Source organism: Streptomyces sp. NPDC006326, from assembly GCF_040612915.1.
Lineage (GTDB): Bacteria > Actinomycetota > Actinomycetes > Streptomycetales > Streptomycetaceae > Streptomyces.
Genome location: NZ_JBEXRC010000028.1, coordinates 1 through 19937, shown reverse-complemented (window position 1 = coordinate 19937; position 19937 = coordinate 1). Strand labels below are relative to the sequence as shown.

Sequence of the window (19937 nt, the reverse complement as noted above, 5' to 3'; positions counted from 1 at the left end):
CCCGCTGCCCGCCACAGCCCCGCCGGACGCTTCCGGCGGGGCTGTCGCCTATCCGGATGGACCCGCCCCCAGCCCCTTCCGCCCGGCCGTCCCCGCAGGTCAGCGTGGTGCCCGGAAGCTCTCGGAAGAGGTCCGGGGCCCGCAGTCCACAAGGAGTTGACCCCTCATGCGCACGCATTCCCCCACACGGACGACCACCGTCCTCGCCGCTACCGCCCTCGCCCTGGCCGCCCTCATCCCGAGCACGGCGAGCGCCGCACACGCCGCGGGGCCGCCGACGAAGACACCGCCCTGCGCCACCGGGCAGCTGTGCCTGTGGGCGAAGCCCGAGTTCAAGGGAACCCGGCACACCCGTGAGCTCAGCACCCTCGACATCAACAGCTGCACCGCCCTGCCCGAAGGAGCCACCGCCCAGTCGCTCGTCAACCGCACCGGACGGCCGGTGACCACCTACCAGTCCGCGGAGTGCGCCGAGACCGGAGAGTTCCAGACCTACCCCGGCGACGGGGTCTGGCTGCCCGAATCGCCTTACCTGATCAGGGCGTTCAAGGTGTGGGAGCGCTAGCAGTACCCGCCGCCGGGGCCGCTTCGGGCGTCCGGGCCGGCCCTTCGGCCCCCGCGCCCGGGGCGGCCCCACCCAGCCGGGCGACCTCCGCCCGCAGCGCCCGTACCTCCGCGGCCAGTTCCGCGATCGCGGCTGTCTGGGCCCGCTCCACCCGGTCGTCGCGCTCGAAGCGGGAGATGAACCAGGCCGCGATGTTCGCGGTGACCACACCCAGCAGCGCGATCCCGGACAGCATCAGCCCCACCGCGAGGAACCGGCCCAGACCGGTGGTGGGGGAGTGGTCCCCGTACCCGACGGTCGTCATGGTGGTGAAACTCCACCACACCGCATCACCCAGGTTCTTGATGTTCCCGTGCGGGGCGTCCCGCTCCACGCTCAGCACGGCCAGCGAACCGAACATCAGCAGCCCGACCACCGCCCCCGCCACATAGGTGGTCAGCCGGATCTGCGGGGCCATCCGGGCCCGCCGCCCCACCAGCAGCAGCGTGGACACCAGCCGCAGCAGCCGCAGCGGCTGGAACATCGGCAGCAGGACGGCCCCCAGGTCCAGCCAGTGCGTCCGCACGAACGCCTTCTTCGCCGACGACAGGCCCAGCCGCATCAGGTAGTCGGCGGCGAACGCCCCCCACACCACCCACTCGGTCACCATGCACGCCCGGTGCACCCGCGCGTCCGCATCGGGGGCGACGATCGGCACGGCGTACGCGACGGCGAACGCCACGGCGAGCACGAGCAGCGGGGTCTGGCTGCGCCGCTCCCACCGCGACTGCCTGGACGGTTGCTTCATGCACAGCATCGTAAGGAACAGGTAAAGCAAACCGGGCCCCGCTTGCGCGGAGCCCGGCCCACCCTTCTCGCCCTCACGAGCGCCGCAGCGCTACGCGTCGCCGCCCGCCGTGCCCGGGTCCGCGGCCGCCACGTCCAGCAGCCGGTAGCGGTCGACGGCCTGCTTCAGCGCCGAACGGTCGATCCGGCCCTCCTTCGCCAGCTCCGTCAGCACCGCCAGCACCACCGACTGCGCGTCGATGTGGAAGTGGCGCCGGGCCGCACCGCGCGTGTCCGCGAAACCGAAGCCGTCCGCACCCAGCGAGGTGTACGCCCCGGGCACCCAGCGCGAGATCTGGTCCGGCACCGACCGCATCCAGTCCGACACCGCCACGAACGGCCCCTCCGCACCCGACAGCTTCTGCGTCACGTACGGGACCCGCTGCTCCTCCTCCGGGTGGAGCAGGTTGTGCTCCTCCACCTCGACGGCCTCGCGGCGCAGCTCGTTCCAGGACGTCGCCGACCACACGTCCGCCCGGACGTTCCACTCCTCGGCCAGGATCCGCTGCGCCTCCAGCGCCCACGGCACCGCCACACCCGAGGCCATGATCTGCGCCCCGATCGCGCCCGACACGCCCGTGGACACCCGGTGGATGCCCTTGAGGATGCCGTCCACGTCGACGTTCGCCGGCTCCGCAGGGTGCTGGATCGGCTCGTTGTAGACCGTCAGGTAGTAGAAGACGTCCTCCGCCTCCGGCCCGTACATCCGCCGCAGACCGTCCTTGACGATGTGCGCGATCTCGTAGCCGTAGGCCGGGTCGTACGCCACACAGCCCGGGTTCGTCGACGCCAGCAGCTGGGAGTGACCGTCCGCGTGCTGCAGGCCCTCACCCGTCAGGGTGGTCCGGCCGGCCGTCGCACCGAGGACGAAACCGCGCGCTAGCTGGTCGGCCATCTGCCAGAACTGGTCACCCGTGCGCTGGAAACCGAACATCGAGTAGAAGACGTACACCGGGATCAGCGGCTCGCCGTGCGTCGCGTACGCCGAACCCGCCGCGATCAGCGAGGCCGTGCAGCCCGCCTCCGAGATGCCGTCGTGCAGCATCTGGCCCGTCGGGGACTCCTTGTACGCGAGCAGCAGGTCGCGGTCGACCGCCTCGTACTGCTGGCCCAGCGGGTTGTAGATCTTGGCGCTCGGGAAGAACGCGTCCATACCGAAGGTGCGGTACTCGTCCGGGGCGATCAGCACGAACCGACGGCCGATCTCCTTGTCCCGCATCAGGTCCTTCAGGATGCGCACGAACGCCATGGTCGTCGCGATCGACTGGTGCCCCGAACCCTTCCTGGCCGCCGCGTACGCCGAGTCGTCCGGCAGCTGCAGCGGCTTCGCCCGCACCACACGGGTCGGCACGTAACCGCCCAGCGAGCTGCGGCGGTCGTGCATGTACTGGATCTCCGGCGAGTTGCGGCCCGGGTGGTAGTACGGCGGCGCGCCGCTCTCCAGCTGTGCGTCCGTGATCGGGATGTGCAGCCGGTCCCGGAAGCGCTTGAGGTCGTCGACCGTCAGCTTCTTCATCTGGTGCGTCGCGTTGCGGCCCTCGAAGTTCGGGCCGAGCGTCCAGCCCTTGACCGTCTGCGCCAGGATCACCGTCGGCTGGCCCTTGTGCGCCTTGGCCGCCGCGTACGCCGCGTAGATCTTCTTGTGGTCGTGGCCGCCGCGGCCCAGGTGCAGCAGCTGCTGGTCGGTCATGTTCTCGACCATCGCACGCAGCCGCTGGTCGTCGCCGAAGAAGTGCTCGCGGATGTACGCGCCGGTCTCCGTGGCGTACGTCTGGAACTGCCCGTCCGGCGTCGAGTTCATCTTGTTGACCAGGATGCCGTCACGGTCCTGCGCCAGCAGCGGGTCCCAGGAGCGGTCCCAGATGAGCTTGATGACGTTCCAGCCGGCACCGCGGAACTGCGACTCCAGCTCCTGGATGATCTTGCCGTTGCCGCGGACCGGGCCGTCGAGGCGCTGCAGGTTGCAGTTCACCACGAAGGTCAGGTTGTCCAGGCCCTCGCGCGCCGCGATCGACAGCTGGCCCAGCGACTCCGGCTCGTCCATCTCGCCGTCGCCCAGGTACGCCCAAACGTGTGACCTGGAGGTGTCCGCGATCCCCCGCGCCTCCATGTACCGGTTCATCCGGGCCTGGTAGATCGCCCCGATCGGGCCCAGGCCCATCGAGACGGTCGGGAATTCCCAGAAGTCCGGCATCAGCCGCGGGTGCGGATAGCTGGACAGACCGTACGGGGCCTTCGACTTCTCCTGCCGGAACGCGTCGAGCTGCTGCTCCGAGAGCCGGTCCAGCAGATAGGCGCGGGCGTAGACGCCGGGCGAGGCATGGCCCTGGAAGAAGATCTGGTCGCCGCCGTCCCCCTCGTCCTTGCCCCGGAAGAAGTGGTTGAAGCCCACGTCGTAGAGGGAGGCGGAGGAGGCGAAGGTGGCGATGTGGCCGCCGACGCCGATCCCGGGGCGCTGGGCACGCGAGACCATCACGGCCGCGTTCCACCGGGTGGCGTTCAGGACCTTGCGCTCGATCTCCTCGTTGCCCGGGAAGAACGGCTCGTCCTTGGTGGCGATCGTGTTGACGTAGTCCGTGCTGCGCATCTCGGGCACGGCCACGCGCTTCTCGCGGGCCCGCTCGATCAGCCGCAGCATCAGGTAGCGGGCACGCTCACGTCCCCGCTCGTCGACGGCGGCGTCCAGGGAGTCGAGCCATTCCCGGGTCTCTTCAGGATCGAAGTCCGGGACCTGGCTCGGCAGGCCGCCAATGATGATCGGGTTGCGATCGGATGCGGAAGCCACGCTGTTCCTTCGCTGTCAGGGGAGGCTCTGCCTCGGTTTCGCCGCCTCCCATGGTCGTACGCTCGCTCCCCATCGTCATCTCTACCACTGGGTAATCAATCGAGTCTGCGGCGATTCGGCGGCGAGCAGGGGTTCGGCGGCCTCGGCGGCGTTCGGCCCCATCGCCACCCTACGCCCAGGAGGGATCACCCGGTCCGTAAGCGCGTTCGTCCCTCAAACAGGTAGGAAAGTCATCAAGCAAGGCCTAAAGACCTGGAATGCTGTGGGATGAATCACCAGAGTCCCCCACGGGAAGGCTGAAAGTTGCGGCGAGACGGCCGCAATCGTCACCGTTTCGACGGTCTCGGCGGCCGGGTACTTGCGCGATCCGCCGCGCCCGTGTGGACTACGCCCAATGCTGCGCGTACGCGCGCCGCCGAAGACATTCACCGAACATGAGCAGGAGGCACCCCGTGAGCGCGACCGCGGACCACGCGGAGAGCCTGGCCGCCCGGCTGGGTTTCCAGTCCGAACAGGTGGTCCAGGAGATCGGCTACGACGAAGATGTCGATCAGGAGTTCCGCGACGCAGTCGAGGAACTGATCGGCAACGACCTCGTCGACGAGGACTACGACGACGTGGCCGACGCGGTGCTGCTGTGGTTCCGCGACGAGGACGGTGACCTGACGGACGCCCTCGTCGACGCCACCGAGCTGGTCGAGGACGCCGCGCTGATCCTGCTGCTGACCCCCAAGACGGGCCGCCCCGGCTACGTCGAGGCCAGCGACATCAGCGAGGCGGCCCAGACCGCCGGCCTCTCGCAGACCAAGAGCGTCAGCGTGGGCAAGGAGTGGAACGCCAGCCGCTTGATGACCCCCAAGGCCGCCAAGTCCAAGCGCTGAGCCGCGCCCCGCAGCCAAGCGGACACGCACCCCGCCGCACCGGAACCCACCCCGGTCGGCGGGGTGCGTGCGTTGCGGACGCCTCGTCCCCCTAGGCTGGCCCCACCCGAACAGCCCAATCCAGGGACGCAGGAACGAAGGGATGCGAGAGATGGCGATCGAGGTCGGCAACAAGGCTCCGGACTTCGAGCTCAAGGACAACCACGGGGCCACCGTGCGGCTCTCGGACTTCCGCGGCGAGAAGGCCGTCGTCCTGCTCTTCTATCCGTTCGCCTTCACCGGGGTCTGCACCGGCGAGCTGTGCGAGCTGCGCGATCAGCTGCCGCGGTTCCAGAACGACGACGTCCAGCTCCTCGCCGTCTCCAACGACTCCGTGCCGACCCTGCGGGTCTTCGCGGAGCAGGAGGGCCTGGACTACCCGCTGCTCTCGGACTTCTGGCCGCACGGCGAGACCTCCCGCGCGTACGGCGTCTTCGACGAGGAGAAGGGCTGCGCCGTCCGCGGCACCTTCATCATCGACAAGGACGGCATCGTGCGCTGGACCGTCGTCAACGGCCTGCCCGACGCCCGTGACCTGAACGAGTACATCAAGGCCCTCGACAGCCTGTGATGCGCCTTTGAGGCACCGGGGGCCGGGCCGGGGCCGCGAGAGCTCCGGCCCGGAGCCCCCGGAGCCGCCGGAGCCCTGCGGGCTCCGAAGCCCCTGGGGCTCCTGAGGCCCCGGGGCAGGATCCGCGCGAAAACCCCCTGTCGGCGGGAACCCGTCACTAGGATCGAAGCGTTGATCCCGTAGAAACCGCACGACGGGGCACCGCCCCACATGAACCCAATGGAGGACCCGTGGGAGTCAGCCTCAGCAAGGGCGGCAACGTCTCGCTGACCAAGGCCGCGCCGAACCTGACGGCGGTCATCGTCGGTCTGGGCTGGGACGCTCGCACCACCACCGGTGTCGACTTCGACCTCGACGCCAGCGCGATCCTGACCAACGACCAGGGCAAGGTCGCCAACGACTCGAACTTCGTGTTCTTCAACAACCTGAAGAGCCCGGACGGCTCGGTCGAGCACACCGGTGACAACACCACCGGTGAGGGCGAGGGCGACGACGAGGCCATCAAGGTCAACCTCGCCGCGGTCCCGGCCGATGTCGCCAAGATCGTCTTCCCCGTTTCCATCTACGAGGCCGAGAGCCGCCAGCAGAGCTTCGGCCAGGTCCGCAACGCCTACATCCGCGTCGTGAACCAGGCCGACAACTCCGAGCTCGCCCGCTACGACCTCTCCGAGGACGCCTCGACGGAGACCGCCATGGTCTTCGGCGAGCTGTACCGCAACGGTGCGGAGTGGAAGTTCCGCGCCATCGGCCAGGGCTACGCCTCGGGCCTGCGCGGCATCGCGCAGGACTTCGGCGTCAACGTCTGATCAAGCCTGCCAGCTGTCACCAGCTGTCATCCGTCCGGCGCCGTGCACTGTGTGTACGGCGCCGGACGCGCTTTGCCCGATCCACCCCCGGCCCGCCACGCCAGAGCGGGGCCGGGACCACACGTCGTCCGGGGAGGACCACAACATGGGCGTCACACTCGCCAAGGGGGGCAACGTCTCCCTCTCCAAGGCCGCACCGAACCTCACCCGGGTCCTGGTCGGTCTCGGATGGGACGCGCGCTCGACCACGGGGGCCGACTTCGACCTCGACGCCAGCGCGCTGCTCTGCCGCGACGGCCGGGTGCTGGGGGACGCGTACTTCGTCTTCTACAACAACCTCAAGAGCCCCGAGGGCTCCGTCGAACACACGGGGGACAACCTCACCGGCGAGGGTGAGGGCGACGACGAGTCGATCATCATCGACCTGACCAAGGTCCCGGTCGAGGTGGACAAGATCGTCTTTCCGGTCTCGATCCACGAGGCGGACGCCCGCCGGCAGACCTTCGGCCAGGTCACCAATGCCTTCATCCGCGTCGTGAACGATTCCGACGGCCAGGAACTGGCCCGCTACGACCTCACGGAGGACGCCTCCGGCGAGACCGCGATGATCTTCGGCGAGGTCTACCGGTACGGGGGTGAATGGAAGTTCCGCGCGGTGGGGCAGGGGTACGCGTCGGGGCTCCGGGGCATCGCTCTAGACTTCGGGGTCAACGTTTCGTAAAGCCGTACAAGACGATGGGGTGCCAGTGGTTCTCAAAACCTTCGGCTGGTCGTTCGCAGTCACTGCGCTCGGTCTGGTCGCAGCGGTGTTCTACGGGGGGTGGACCGCATTCGGGATCGTCGCGATCCTGTCCATCCTTGAGATCTCGCTGTCCTTCGACAACGCGGTGGTCAACGCCGGAATCCTGAAGAAGATGAATGCCTTCTGGCAGAAGATCTTCCTCACCGTCGGCGTCCTCATCGCCGTGTTCGGGATGCGCCTGGTCTTCCCCGTCGTGATCGTCGCGATCACCGCCAAGATCGGGCCGATCGACGCCGTCAATCTGGCGCTGACCGACAAGGACCAGTACCAGCAGCTGGTCACCGACGCCCACCCGGCGATCGCGGCATTCGGCGGCATGTTCCTTCTGATGATCTTCCTCGACTTCATCTTCGAGGACCGGGACATCAAATGGCTCGCCTGGCTGGAACGCCCGCTCGCCAAGCTCGGCAAGATCGACATGCTGTCCGCGTGCATCGCCCTGATCGCCCTGCTGATCACGTCCATGACCTTCGCCGCCCACGCCCACCAGCACGGCGGTGCCCACGTGGACAAGGCGCAGACCGTACTGATCGCCGGCATCGCCGGCCTGATCACCTACATGATCGTCGGCGGTCTCTCCGGCTACTTCGAGAACAAGCTGGAGGAAGAGGAGGAAGCCGAACACGAGGCCGAGGAAGAGGCCAAGCGCACCGGCAAGCAGGTCTCCGCCGTCGCCCTGGCCGGCAAGGCCGCCTTCTTCATGTTCCTCTACCTCGAAGTCCTCGACGCCTCCTTCTCCTTCGACGGGGTCATCGGCGCCTTCGCCATCACCAACGACATCGTGCTGATGGCCCTCGGCCTCGGCATCGGTGCCATGTACGTCCGGTCGCTCACGGTCTACCTGGTCCGCCAGGGCACCCTCGACGACTACGTCTACCTGGAGCACGGCGCGCACTACGCCATCGGCGCGCTCGCCGTGATCCTGCTCGTCACCATCCAGTACGAGATCCACGAGGTCATCACCGGCCTCGTCGGCGTCGTGCTCATCGCCTGGTCCTTCTGGTCCTCGGTACGCCGCAACAAGCGCCTGGAAGCGGAGGGTTCCCCCGCCGAGGCATGACCGCGGCGCACATGCGGAACGCTCTACTGCGGGGCGGCCCGCCGGGTCCACACACCCGGCGGGCCGCCCCGCCCGCGTCACACAGGGGTTCAGGGGACCAGGGAACCAGGGGATCAGGGGGACACAGGGGATGGGATTCTTCGACGGCATCCGGGGCAGCCGGGCGCTGCAGTTCGACTCGGGCAACGCCTCGTCGAACGCGATCGAGCTCACCAAACGACATCCGACCGTCTCGCTCACCAAACAGGGCGCGGTCCACGGAAACCTGCGGGTCAACCTGTCCTGGCGGATGCGCACCTCGGACATCGGCGGCCCCGGATCGGGCAGCGGCCGGCTCCTGCGGCACCCGTTCAAGCTGTTCAAGCCCGACATGGTGCAGGCGCACACCCAGGGCATGGTCAACGTCGACCTCGACATCGGCTGCCTCTACGAGCTCGCCGACGGCACCCGCGGCGTCGTCCAGCCCCTGGGCAACCTGCACGGTGACATCAACAGCCCGCCCTACGTGAAGCTCAGCGGCGACGACCGCTTCGGGGCGCCCTCCGGGGAGACGGTCTTCGTCAACCTCGACCACGCCGACGCGATCAAACGACTGCTGATCTTCGTCTACATCTACGACCAGACCCCGGCCTTCGACCGGACCCACGCCATGGTCACCCTCTACCCGATCACCGGGCCGCGCATCGAGATCCCGCTGGAGGAACGCCATCCGCAGGCCCGCTCCTGCGCCGTGCTCTCCCTGGAGCACGTCAGGGGCGAGCTGATCGTGCGCCGCGAGGTGAAGTTCGTGTACGGGTTCCAGGCCGAGCTGGACCGGCTGTACGGGTGGGGACTCCAGTGGGGGCGGGGCTACAAGACCGCCAAGAGCTGACCGCTCCCCGGCCCCGGCGCCGCCGCGCCCACCCCCGGCTGCCCGGGCCGCCCGGAGCCGCCCGCGCCGGTCAGCCCGCGCCGGTCAGGCCGCGCCGGTCAGCCCGCGCCGGTCAGCGGCGGATGAACTGCGGGCCCTGCACCGGCAGCCGGAAGGCGGGGTCGCCGCCCTGACCCGGCACCGGCGCCGGGGACACCGGCTGCGGGTACCCGTAGGCCGGCTGCACGGCCGGAGGGGCCTGCGTCGGCGGCGCGAGCGGGCCGGGCGGGGTCGGCGCGGGCATCGCCGCCGTCTGCTCGGCCGTCGGACCGGCGGCGGGGGCCGTCCCGGAGGCGGCCGCCTGCTCGGCGCCCTGCGCGGCCTCTGCGGCGTTCTCGTCCACCGAGATCCCGTGGTCGGTGGCCAGGCCCACCAGCCCGTCGGAGTAGCCCTCGCCCAGGGCGCGGAACTTCCAGCCCTCGCCGCGCCGGTAGAGCTCCCCGCAGATCAGGGCCGTCTCGGCGCCCGTCTCGGGCCGTACGTCGAAGAAGGCCAGCGGCTCCGAGCCGCCGGTCGCGGTGGCGTCGTACAGCAGGATCCGCAGGTCCTGGACCCGCTGGAAGGGGACGTCCTCGGCGGAGGCGACCACGAGGACGCGGTCCACCGCCGCGGGCACGGCCCGCAGGTCCGCCTGCACGGCGTCGGTGACCGCGTCGCCGATCTGCTTCTTGCCGAGCCGCCACACCGCCCCCGAGGGGTGCCGGGGCTGGTTGTAGAACACGAAGTCCTCGTCCGAGCGCACCCGTCCGTCCGGGCCCACGAGCAGGGCCGAGGCGTCGACGTCCGGGACCTCGGGGCCGCCGGTCCACCGCAGCACCGCCCTGACCGCCACGGCGGTCACGGGGATGTTCGAGCCCTTCTGCATCGCGTGCGTCATGCCCGTCATCCTGCCCTCCCGGGGTACCGCGGAACAACGCGGCCCCCCGTAGGGCCTTGTCCCGGACGGAAGAGCTGGGCATGGTGCAAGAGGGTTACCTGAACTTCATGTGCTTGAGGAACTCTTGACTCACATTCGTACGTACTATTACCGGCCACGCCAGTCGGGCCGCCGAAGCAGTACGGGGGAAGCACATGCGTCACTTTGGGCACATCTCGCCCGCGGTCCGTAAGGACCTCTTCCACCAGGAGCCGGCCGAGTTCACCGCCGCCTCTCCGGCCCGCATCCTCGCCGCTGCCCTCGGCGCCACCCTCTACAGCCCGGCCACCCGCCCCCACCTCGCCGCGGACGTCCACAAGCAGGCCGGCCGAGGGGTCGTCTCCATGGTGCTCTGCCTGGAGGATTCGATCAGTGACGCCGAGGTGGCAGGCGCCGAGCAGAACCTCGTCCGCCAGTTCGCCGCCCTCGACGCAGACGCCGGCGAAGGCCGGGAGCTCCCCCTGCTCTTCGTCCGGGTCCGCACCCCGGAGCAGATACCCGACCTGGTGGACCGCCTCGGCGCGTCCGCCCGCCGACTGGCCGGATTCGTATTCCCCAAGTTCACCGAACACGGCGGAACCGCCTTCCTCGACGCCCTGGCCCAGGCGGAGCAGCACAGCGGACAGCACCGGCTGTATGCGATGCCCGTCCTGGAGACCCCCGACCTCCTCCACCTCGAAACCCGCGTCGAGGCCCTCGCCGGCATCTCCCGCACCGTCAACCGCCACCGCGACCGGGTCCTCGCCCTCCGGCTCGGCGTCACCGACTTCTGCTCCGTGTACGGCCTGCGCCGCACCCCCGACATGACCGCCTACGACGTCCAGATCGTCGCCGGGGTGATCGCCGACGTGGTGAACGTGCTCAGCCGCGCCGACGGCACCGGCTTCACCGTCACCGGACCCGTCTGGGAGTACTTCCGCCACCAGCAGCGCCTCTTCAAACCGCAGCTGCGCCGCAGCCCCTTCCTGGAGGAGGGCGCCGAGGAACTGCGCACCGCGCTCATCGAACACGACCTCGACGGCCTCCTGCGCGAGGTCGAACTCGACCGGGCCAACGGACTGCTGGGCAAGACCTGCATCCACCCCGCCCACGTCACCCCCGTCCACGCGCTGTCGGTCGTCTCCCACGAGGAGTTCAGCGACGCCCAGGACATCCTGCGTCCCGAGCGCGGAGGCGGCGGAGTGATGCGCTCCGCCTACACGAACAAGATGAACGAGGTGAAGCCGCACCGGGCCTGGGCCGAGCGCACCATGCTGCGCGCCGAGGTCTTCGGCGTCGCCAAGGAAGAGGTCGGCTTCGTCGACCTCCTCGCCGCCGGGCTCCAGACGTGAGCGGGCCCGTGGCATCCCCCGAGCAGAGAGGCAAGACGATCGAAGCGGTGTGGTCGGGAACCTGGGTCGCGGACCGGCTGGGCGTACGCCTGCAGGAGGCCGGGGCCCCCGACGGGCCTGCCCCGCAGGGGGCCGCCGCGCCCGCCGGCGCGGTTTCCGGCGCGGAGGCCGTCGCCGCGGAGCCCGCCGGCGCGGGAGCCGCGGGCGGGGCGCCGCCGCGGCTCACCGACCTGCTCGGGCTGGCCCTGCGCCGCAACCCCAAGCGGGCCCACCTGCTGGTCTCCCAGGTCCTCGGCAAGCACGTCCCGCAGTCGCCGCGCACCGTCTACGCCGCCGGACACGGCCTCGGGCAGCGGGTCCGGGCCCTGCTCGGGGACGAGGCCGCCGCCCGCGCCGTCGTCCTCGGCTACGCCGAGACCGCGACCGGGCTCGGGCACTGCGTCGCCGACGGCCTCGGCGCGGCTCCCTACCTGCACTCCACCCGCCGCCCCGTCCCGGGCGTGGAACCCGCAGGCGGATTCGAGGAGGCCCACTCGCACGCCACCTCCCACCTGCTGCTGCCCGAGGACCCCGAGCTGCTGGCCGGCGAGGGACCGCTGGTCCTCGTCGACGACGAGTTCTCCACCGGCAACACGGTCCTGAACACCATCCGCGACCTCCACGCCCGCCACCCCCGCACCCACTACGTGGTCGTCGCCCTCGTCGACATGCGCGCGGAGAGCGACCGGGACCGGCTCGCCGCCTTCGCCGCCGAGGTCGGCGCCCGCGTCGACCTGATCGCCCTGGCCCGCGGCACCGTGCACCTCCCCGAGGGCGTCCTCGCCGCCGGACAGGCCCTGGTCGAAACCCACGAAGCGCCGGAAGCCGCTCCAGCCGCCTCCGCCTCCCCTGCGCCGCCCGCCCCCGTGGTGCGTGTCGCCCTGGACTGGCCCGCCGGGCTCCCGGACGGCGGCCGGCACGGCTTCACCCCCGCCCACCGCGCCCGCCTCGACGCCGCCCTGCCCGCCCTGGCCCGGCAGCTCACCGACGCGCTCGACGCCACGCCCGGGCGGGTCCTCGTACTCGGCAACGAGGAGCTGATGTACACGCCGCTGCGCCTCGCGCAGGCCCTGGAGGACGCGGGGGCAGCCGACGAGGTCCGCTTCTCGACCACCACCCGCTCGCCCGTCCTCGCCGTCGACGACCCCGGCTACGCCATCCGCACCCGGCTCGTCTTCCCTGCCCACGACAGCCCCGCCGACGGCCCCGGCGACCGGTACGCGTACAACGTGGCCGGAGCCGGCTTCGACACCGTCATCGCCGTCGTCGACAGCCTCGGGGACACCGCCGCACTGCACGCCCCCGACGGGCTCCTCGCCCGCCTGGCCCCCCACACCGGCCGGATCCTGCTCGCCGTCGTCCCCTCGTACACCCCCGGCCCGCACGCCCCCGCGCCCCGCACGACCCCCGACCGCCGGCAGGAGCCGACCATGCCCGATCCCCTGCGCGGCCCCGCCTTCTCCTCGTACGCCGCCGAGGACGTCGGCTGGCTGCTCCAGGACCTCTCCGACGTGCCGCTGGAGGCACCGACCGAGGAACGCGAGGAGGCCATCCAGGCCGGCGGCGCCCACTACGCGGAGTCGCTGCCCGTCGAGTACCAGCCCTCCGACCGGTACCAGGAGCTCTACCGCAGCGCGCTGGGCGCCTCCGCCGCCCGCATCGCCCGGGCCGTCGGCACGGTCACCGAGACCGTCCTCGCCGAGCGGTCCCCGTCCCCCGTCCTGGTCTCCCTGGCCCGCGCCGGCACCCCCGTCGGCGTGCTGATGCGCCGCTGGGCCCGGGCACGGCACGGCCTGGACCTGCCGCACTACGCCGTCTCCATCGTGCGCGGCCGCGGCATCGACGCCAACGCGCTGCGCTGGCTGGCCGCCCACCACGACCCCGCCGACGTCGTCTTCGTCGACGGCTGGACCGGCAAGGGTGCGATCACGCGCGAACTGAGGGACGCCCTGGGCGAGTTCCCCGGATTCGACCCGGAGATCGTCGTCCTCGCCGACCCCGGCTCCTGCGTGCGCACCTACGGCACCCGCGAGGACTTCCTGATCCCCTCCGCCTGCCTCAATTCCACCGTCTCCGGCCTCATTTCGCGTACGGTGCTCAGGTCCGACCTGGTCGGCCCAGCCGACTTCCACGGCGCGAAGTTCTACCGCGAACTCGCCGCCGCCGACGTCTCCGTCGACTTCGTCGACACCGTCGCCGCCCGCTTCGACGAGGTGGCCGACGCCGTCGGCGCCGAGGTCAAGGAGCTGCTCGCGGCCGACCGGACCCCCACCTGGGAGGGCTGGGCGGCGGTCGAGCGCATCAGCGAGGAGTACGGCATCCACGACGTGAACCTGGTCAAGCCCGGCGTCGGCGAGACGACGCGGGTGCTGCTGCGGCGCGTGCCGTGGAAGATCCTCGCCCAGCGCGGCGCCGGAGACGACCTGGACCACGTACGCCTGCTCGCGCAGCAGCGCGGAGTGCCCGTGGAAGAGGTCGACGGACTGCCCTACACCTGCGTGGGACTCATCCACCCCCGCTTCACGCGCGGCGCGACCGGCGCCGACGGAAAGGCCGTGGCCTCCAAGTGACCGTCCTCGTAGCCAGTGACCTCGACCGCACGCTCATCTACTCGACTGCGGCACTGGGCCTCAGCATGCCCGACACCGCCGCCCCGCGCCTGCTGTGCGTCGAGGTGCACGAGAGCAAGCCGCTGTCCTACATGACCGAGACGGCGGCGCAGCTGCTGGCCGAACTGGCCGCCGACCCGGCCGTGGTCTTGGTCCCCACCACCACCCGCACCCGCAAGCAGTACCAGCGCATCCGCTTCCCCGGCCGCCCCGCCCCCTACGCGATCTGCGCCAACGGGGGCCAGCTGCTGGTGGACGGCGTACCGGACCGCGACTGGCGGCGGCAGGTCGCCGCACGCCTCGCCGAGGAATGCGCCCCGCTGGAGGAGGTCCACGGACACCTGCTGGCCACGGCCGACCCGGCCTGGCTGCGCAAGGCCCGGGTGGCGGAGGACCTCTTCACCTACCTCGTCGTCGAACGCGCCCTGGTCCCCGCAGACTGGATCAAGACCCTGGCCGAATGGGCCGAGGCGCGCGGCTGGACCGTCTCCCTCCAGGGCCGCAAGATCTACGCCGTCCCGCGACCGCTCACCAAGAGCGCGGCGATGCACGAGGTCGCCCGCCGTACGGGAGCCACGACGGCCCTCGCCGCAGGCGACTCCCTGCTCGACGCGGACCTGCTGCTCGCCGCGGACGCCGCATGGCGCCCGGGCCACGGCGAACTCGCGGACGCCGGCTGGGGCGCCCCGGGCGTGACGGCCCTGGAGGAGGTCGGCGTCCTCGCAGGTGAGGAAATCCTCCGGCGCTTCGGCCGCGCAGTTGCCAGACTGAACGTATGAGCAAAGGCAACACGACAAAGATGACTGACGAGTTGTACGCCTACATGCTGGCGCACAACCCACCGCTGGACGACCACCAGCGGGAGCTGATGGTGACCACGGAAGCCAAGTTCCCCGACGTCGCCGGCATGCAGTCGGCGGAGGAGCAGGGCCCGCTGCTGGCCTTCCTGGTCCGGTTGACCGGCGCCCGGCACATCGTGGAGGTCGGCACCTTCACCGGCTTCTCCGCCCTCTCGATGGCCCAGGCCCTCCCGGCCGACGGCACGCTGATCGCCTGCGACATCTCGCAGGAGTGGACGGCGTACGGCCGCGCGGCCTGGGAGGCGGCGGGCGTCGCCGACCGCATCGACCTGCGGATCGCCCCGGCCCTGGACACGCTGCGCGCGATGCCGGCGGATCCGCACATCGACATGGCCTACCTGGACGCGGACAAGGAGAGCCAGATCGCCTACTGGGAGGAACTGGTTCCGCGGATGCGCCAGGGCGGTCTGATCGTCACCGACAACACCCTCTTCCACGGGAGCGTCCTGGACACCGACCCGCGCCCTTCGGCGGCGGGCGTCCAGGCCTTCAACGACCACGTGGTCGCGGACGACCGGATGGAATCCGTCCTCCTGGGCATCTCGGACGGCCTGACCCTCTCACGCAAGCGCTGAGCGCGCCGCTGCCGGCCGGCCCGCGCTGCCGGCCGGCCGGCCGCACCGGCGGCCTGGCCGGACCGGCCGGGCGGCTGGCAGCACCGGCCGGCTAGCAGCAACCGCCTCCGCCGCAGCATCCGCCGCCGGCGGGGGCGGGGGCGCTGCTCGTACCGCCGACGGCCACCGCGGACAGCAGCCTGACGGTGTCGGCGTGCCCGGCGGGGCAATCGGCGGGGGCGGAGGACTCGGCCATGGGCCGACTGACCTCGAAGGTGTCTTCGCAGGTCCGGCAGCGGAATTCGTAACGGGGCATGGCCCCAGGCTACCGAGCCGGCCGCCCCGGCTGAAGCCTGCCACCGCCGGCCCGCATACCGGTCTGCCCGCCGACCCGGCCCCCGGCCCGGACGCGGTCCTCCAGCGCCGCCTGCTCCGGATGGCGGGCCCGCCAGTACGGATTGTCGTGCGGCAGCGCACTGCCCACCCGCCCGTACATCCCGAACCACATCAGCATCACACCGACGACAAAGCTGAACAGCACGTTCTGGATGTGGAACGCCAGGAAGTTGAAACTGCTGTCCAGCAGGGCGAGATTGACGAACCCGCTCAGGATGAACGCCACCCCGAGCACGATGTTCAGGGTGGAGGCGAACGTCCCGCCGATCACCATCCCGACGAACAGCAGCCCCCCGATGCAGATCGACAGGACACTCAGCGCGCCGTTGGTGTTCAGCGCGAGCACCGTGTCCCCGCCGGTGTCGAAGAACCCGATCCTGTTGACCAGCCCCAGGACGCCGAAGGCGACCAGCAGCAGCCCGGTCAGTCCGGCCCCGACCCGGTAGACCTTGCTCAGCTTGTGATCGGAGGGCAGGTGCTCGTCCAGCCGGGCATTGACGGGATTCATCATGCGCTGCACCAGCCGGGGGCCGGGCGGGGGCCCATGCGTCGGATACGGCTCGTGGGGCACGTACGGCGCATAGTTCTCATGGGGCTCGTGGCACCCGTAGAGCGCATGAGGCGCATAGGACTCAGGACCGTGGCCGTGGCCGTGCCCATGCTCGTGCTCGTACTCATGCGGTACGGGAGGCACCCGCGGCGCGCGGGACGCACGACGCCCGTGCAGCACACGAGGCCTGTGCAGCACACGAGGCCGGTGGAAAGTGTGGGCAGCCATACCGCCCTCCTCTGCTCCGTTCCCGGACCTCCAGCATCCGCCGATGCCCACCCCCGGACAACTCCGGCCCCGGCGTCAGCCGACGGCGCGCCGGCCCCGCATGTCCGCCACCACCCGGCCCACGGCCGCCCGGACCCCCTCCATCTCCTGGAGGAAATGCCAGTAGTCCGGATGCCGCCCCTCCAGCCCGCCCAGAGCCCGCTCCATCCGGGACACCGCCTCGTCCAGCGGCCGCGCATGCCGCGGATCGGGCACGCTGCGCCCCTCCATCGCCAGCCGCTGCGCATCCCGGATCGCGAACCGCGTCCGCTGCACCTCCGCCTGCGGATCCCGCGCCACCGCCTCCAGCCGCGCCAGCCGGTCCTGCGCGGCCGACACCGCCTCGTCGGTCGCGTCCAACGACACCCGGACCGCCTCGATCAGCGCCCCGACGTCCGCCCACCGCTGCTCCTCGCGGGCCCGGGACGCCTCCCGCAACTGCTCCTCGGCCCGCGCCACATCCCGTACCGCCTCGTCCGGAACCTGCTGCAGGTCCTGCCAGCACTCGGCACTGAACCGCCGGCGCAGCTCACTGAGCACCGGATCCACCCGGTCCGCCCGGTTGCGCAACGCCTGCGCCCGCGTCCGCAGGCTCACCAGCCGCCGGTCGATCTCCGCAGCCCGCTCCGGCAGCCGCGCGGCCTCCGCCCGTATCGCCTCCGCGTCGCGCAGGATCCGGTCCGCGCGCTGCACGGTCTCCTGCACCCCGTGCTGCGCGGCGCCCTGGTTCAGCCGGGTCAGCTCCGGCCCGAGCGCAGCCAGCCGAGCCGCCAGGTCATCGGCCCGCATCCCCTTCCCGCGCACGTCGTCCAGCGCCGTGCTCGCGGCCAGCAGCGCCGCCCTGGCCCGCTCCCGCGCGGGCGCCACCCGGGCCAGCTGCGTCTCGGCCTTGTCCAGCAGCGGCTGCAGCCCCTGCGCGAACCGGTCCAGCTCCGCCTTGACCCGTACGAGCTCGTCCCGCGCCCGCGTCAGCTGATCCCGCGCCCGCGCCGCGACGGAACCCTCCAGCTCGGGCCGGTCCAGGTCATGGGCGTCGACGGCCTCGATGTACACCTGGCTGACCTGGTCGATCCGCTGCCCGAGCGCGGCGAACCCCTGCCCGGCCTCCCGCGCCGCGGGCGACCCGTCGGCCGCCGCGATGGTCTCGATGGAGATCCGCAGATCGCGCTGCGCGGTGTCCAACTCGTAGAACGCGGCGGCGGCGGCATCCTTCGCCGCCTGCGCATCGGCCCGCCGACCCTCGTCCCGCCCACCGAACCACCGCCGGGATGCCGTTGCCACAATCCCTCTCCCGTACCGCGTCCGCCATGCCCTGATCCATTCTCCCCCACAGGATCGGGTTTGCGTGGGGGGTGTGCCCGCCATGTAGGCTGTCCACTCATCCACGGGTGCGTAGCTCAGGGGTAGAGCGCTGCTCTTACAAAGCAGATGTCGGCGGTTCGAAACCGTCCGCGCCCACCAGTGGAAAGCCCCCAACCGATCTTGGTTGGGGGCTTTTCTGTGCCACATCGACGCCACATGACATCCACGATTGACATCAACGGGGATGATCAGGGGCGGTTGCGCCGAGTCCTGAGCAGCCGATCCATGTGCCCGACCGCCTCGCGCTGCGTGTCCTGGACCACGTGGGCGTAGACGTTCATGGTGACGGCGATTTGCGAATGCCCGAGGATCTCCATCACGACCCGAGGCGGGACGCCGGCGGCGGTCAGCAGGGTCGCGGTTCCGTGCCGTGCGTCGTGCAGCCGGACCACCCGGAGCCCGGCGTCCTTGGCGACGCGGGTGAAGGAGCGGTAGACGTTCCGCGGCTCGATGGGCCGCCCGGTCCGGGTGGTGAACACGTAGCCGGTATCCTCCCACTTCTCCCCGGCTGCCTCCTTCATGGCGGCCTGCTTCATCCGCTGCCAGCGCAGGGGAGCGACGCAGATCCCGGGCAGGGGGAGCGTCTGTCGGCGGCGGCGCCCTTGGGGTCGTCCTCGTAGGCCTCACCGCGAACGCGCTGCCGCTGGGTCCGCACCCGTATCTCCCGCTTGTCAATGATGTCCGAGGACTTCGCGATCCGCCTCCTGGACGCCCTGGACGACGCAGGCCCTCACGTCCGCAGCCACGACGGCCGAACCCTCACCAGTGCTCGCTGACCCGGGACGGCTCATGACTGCGGATCTTGCCCTGCGCTTCGAGCGCATCTCCAACCGGGGAGCCCACAACGATCTCCGGTTGAGCATCGGCACCCTTCGGCACGTGTGCGACTCCTACTACTTCGCCACCGACCAGTCGCCAACGGTGGCGGGTGCAGGCCTAGGAGCGAAGCTCGGACGCCTGCTGGAGCAGTGGAAAGAACAGGTTGCCGAGCTCGTGGGCCCGGGCGGTATCGCCTACTTTCCATACGACTTCTCCGACCAGTGCACGGCATAGCTGCGCGTCTCATCGTCGGATGGTCAGGCTGCCTTGGTTCAGGCGGGATGGAGCCTGATCGAGGCGTGGGGCATCGGGCCATCCGGCTACGCCGATGCATCCGAGATCACAGACTTCGCGCCGATCGGCGGCACCGGCATGGAGTGCTCGTTTCCCGACCTGACGGCGTGCATCGAGGCGAACCGAGGCGCTTTGGTAGCCACGGGCCCGTAGCGCGGTAAGAGTTCCCTACTTCATCAAGGCACCCGCCGCGCACAGCGCGGCGCGCGCGCCCGTCGCCCGGGCCTGCATTCCTGTCTCCGCCCCGCTCCACCCCGTCCGCCGGCCGCGCCCCAGAAGGCACGGGTTCGATGGTGGGAGACCCGCAGTACGGCTGACGCACCCGAGGCCGCAAAGCCAGCCCCTGCCCACCAAGCACCCGAGCCGAGCGACACCACGACGCCGCCCAACACCACCAGGCCTAACCCTGACGCAGGCCCCAGCGAAGCGCGGCGGGCCTCCAAGGCCTGAGCACGGGACCCAAGGTCCGTCATCACCAGCCACTCAAAGACATGCCTCCGGCGGGGGCGCTCAGGCTCCGGGATGGAGGGGGCCGGCCGGCGGGTGCGGGTTGGTTTGTGGTGGAGGTGGATGGGTGGTGCTCCCATCCCGCCTGCCGTCGACCCAGGCAAGCCGAGCACCCGGAGGTGTACGAGCGGGACTCGCTGATCGCGGACGCACCCGGGCTGTCCCGGCCCCTGCTGCTCGTGACCGGAC

The 19937-nt window shown here is 70.8% G+C and carries 18 protein-coding genes, 1 tRNA gene and 2 pseudogenes; 14 read left to right on the top strand and 7 right to left on the bottom strand.

Features of this window, described 5'->3' with window-relative positions; translation table 11 throughout:
• Positions 1 to 166: 166 nt before the first annotated feature.
• Positions 167 to 565, top strand: a complete 399-nt coding sequence (locus ABZ128_RS21645; protein ID WP_356850399.1) for a peptidase inhibitor family I36 protein — start codon at positions 167 to 169, stop codon at positions 563 to 565.
• Here ABZ128_RS21645 and ABZ128_RS21640 read toward each other — a convergent pair.
• Positions 546 to 1352 (bottom strand): potassium channel family protein, encoded by an 807-nt coding sequence (locus ABZ128_RS21640; protein ID WP_356850398.1) that lies wholly within the window; start codon positions 1350 to 1352, stop codon positions 546 to 548. The two genes, ABZ128_RS21645 and ABZ128_RS21640, sit on opposite strands and share 20 nt — an antisense overlap.
• Positions 1353 to 1442: 90 nt before the next feature.
• Positions 1443 to 4175, bottom strand: a complete 2733-nt coding sequence (gene aceE, locus ABZ128_RS21635; protein WP_356850397.1) for a pyruvate dehydrogenase (acetyl-transferring), homodimeric type — start codon at positions 4173 to 4175, stop codon at positions 1443 to 1445.
• A gap of 452 nt (positions 4176 to 4627) precedes the next feature.
• Between aceE and ABZ128_RS21630 the strand changes: the two genes are divergently transcribed.
• The 6 genes from ABZ128_RS21630 to ABZ128_RS21605 all read left to right on the top strand — a co-directional run bounded on the left by ABZ128_RS21630 (position 4628) and on the right by ABZ128_RS21605 (position 9205).
• Entirely contained in the window at positions 4628 to 5056 is a 429-nt protein-coding gene (locus ABZ128_RS21630; protein WP_356850396.1) for a DUF3052 domain-containing protein, read from the top strand.
• Positions 5057 to 5207: 151 nt separating this feature from the next.
• Entirely contained in the window at positions 5208 to 5666 is a 459-nt protein-coding gene (locus ABZ128_RS21625) for a peroxiredoxin (protein WP_356850467.1), read from the top strand.
• Between the two features lie 230 nt (positions 5667 to 5896).
• Positions 5897 to 6472: a TerD family protein gene (locus tag ABZ128_RS21620; RefSeq protein ID WP_356850395.1), complete on the top strand. Its 576-nt coding sequence runs from the start codon at positions 5897 to 5899 to the stop codon at positions 6470 to 6472.
• 145 nt (positions 6473 to 6617) lie between these two features.
• Positions 6618 to 7193: a TerD family protein gene (locus ABZ128_RS21615; protein WP_356850394.1), complete on the top strand. Its 576-nt coding sequence runs from the start codon at positions 6618 to 6620 to the stop codon at positions 7191 to 7193.
• A 25-nt stretch (positions 7194 to 7218) separates the two neighbouring features.
• Positions 7219 to 8334, top strand: a complete 1116-nt coding sequence (locus ABZ128_RS21610) for a DUF475 domain-containing protein (protein ID WP_356850392.1) — start codon at positions 7219 to 7221, stop codon at positions 8332 to 8334.
• A 130-nt stretch (positions 8335 to 8464) separates the two neighbouring features.
• Entirely contained in the window at positions 8465 to 9205 is a 741-nt protein-coding gene (locus tag ABZ128_RS21605) for a Tellurium resistance (RefSeq protein WP_356850390.1), read from the top strand.
• Positions 9206 to 9317: 112 nt separating this feature from the next.
• On the opposite strand, the gene ABZ128_RS21600 is transcribed toward ABZ128_RS21605, so the two are convergent.
• Complete coding sequence (locus tag ABZ128_RS21600; protein ID WP_356850389.1) at positions 9318 to 10121, bottom strand: TerD family protein; 804 nt, start codon at positions 10119 to 10121, stop codon at positions 9318 to 9320.
• Between the two features lie 194 nt (positions 10122 to 10315).
• On the opposite strand from ABZ128_RS21600, the gene ABZ128_RS21595 reads away from it, so the two are divergent.
• The 4 genes from ABZ128_RS21595 to ABZ128_RS21580 are packed head-to-tail and all read left to right on the top strand — an operon-like array spanning position 10316 to position 15574.
• Positions 10316 to 11491: an HpcH/HpaI aldolase/citrate lyase family protein gene (locus ABZ128_RS21595; RefSeq protein ID WP_356850387.1), complete on the top strand. Its 1176-nt coding sequence runs from the start codon at positions 10316 to 10318 to the stop codon at positions 11489 to 11491.
• Between the two features lie 8 nt (positions 11492 to 11499).
• A complete protein-coding gene (locus tag ABZ128_RS21590; protein ID WP_356850386.1) occupies positions 11500 to 14100 on the top strand; it encodes a phosphoribosyltransferase in 2601 nt (866 codons plus the stop codon).
• Positions 14097 to 14918, top strand: a complete 822-nt coding sequence (locus ABZ128_RS21585) for an HAD family hydrolase (RefSeq protein WP_356850384.1) — start codon at positions 14097 to 14099, stop codon at positions 14916 to 14918. Before ABZ128_RS21590 ends, ABZ128_RS21585 begins: the two co-directional genes overlap by 4 nt.
• Positions 14915 to 15574: an O-methyltransferase gene (locus ABZ128_RS21580; RefSeq protein ID WP_356850382.1), complete on the top strand. Its 660-nt coding sequence runs from the start codon at positions 14915 to 14917 to the stop codon at positions 15572 to 15574. Before ABZ128_RS21585 ends, ABZ128_RS21580 begins: the two co-directional genes overlap by 4 nt.
• 91 nt (positions 15575 to 15665) lie before the next feature.
• Here the strand turns inward: ABZ128_RS21580 and ABZ128_RS21575 are convergent, their stop codons facing one another.
• The 3 genes from ABZ128_RS21575 to ABZ128_RS21565 form a co-directional block, all read right to left on the bottom strand.
• The gene (locus ABZ128_RS21575) at positions 15666 to 15869 is read right to left on the bottom strand and encodes a zinc ribbon domain-containing protein (RefSeq protein WP_356850381.1); all 204 of its coding nucleotides are present in this window, start codon (positions 15867 to 15869) and stop codon (positions 15666 to 15668) included.
• A gap of 9 nt (positions 15870 to 15878) precedes the next feature.
• Positions 15879 to 16460, bottom strand: coding sequence for a DUF4383 domain-containing protein (locus ABZ128_RS21570; RefSeq protein WP_356850379.1), 582 nt, complete (start codon positions 16458 to 16460; stop codon positions 15879 to 15881).
• A gap of 342 nt (positions 16461 to 16802) precedes the next feature.
• On the bottom strand, positions 16803 to 18047 hold the full coding sequence (locus tag ABZ128_RS21565) for a hypothetical protein (RefSeq protein WP_356850377.1): 1245 nt from the start codon (positions 18045 to 18047) through the stop codon (positions 16803 to 16805).
• A 105-nt stretch (positions 18048 to 18152) separates the two neighbouring features.
• Here ABZ128_RS21565 and ABZ128_RS21560 point away from each other — a divergent pair.
• Positions 18153 to 18227 (top strand) — tRNA-Val (locus ABZ128_RS21560).
• An 89-nt stretch (positions 18228 to 18316) separates the two neighbouring features.
• Here ABZ128_RS21560 and ABZ128_RS21555 read toward each other — a convergent pair.
• Positions 18317 to 18819, bottom strand: a pseudogene (locus ABZ128_RS21555) (site-specific integrase); the annotation flags it as partial.
• Between ABZ128_RS21555 and ABZ128_RS21550 the strand changes: the two are divergent.
• Positions 18806 to 18904, top strand: a pseudogene (locus tag ABZ128_RS21550) (NUDIX hydrolase); the annotation flags it as partial. The pseudogenes ABZ128_RS21555 and ABZ128_RS21550 overlap by 14 nt on opposite strands.
• A 13-nt stretch (positions 18905 to 18917) precedes the next feature.
• The gene (locus ABZ128_RS21545) at positions 18918 to 19181 is read left to right on the top strand and encodes a hypothetical protein (RefSeq protein ID WP_356850375.1); all 264 of its coding nucleotides are present in this window, start codon (positions 18918 to 18920) and stop codon (positions 19179 to 19181) included.
• Positions 19182 to 19937 lie beyond the last annotated feature (756 nt).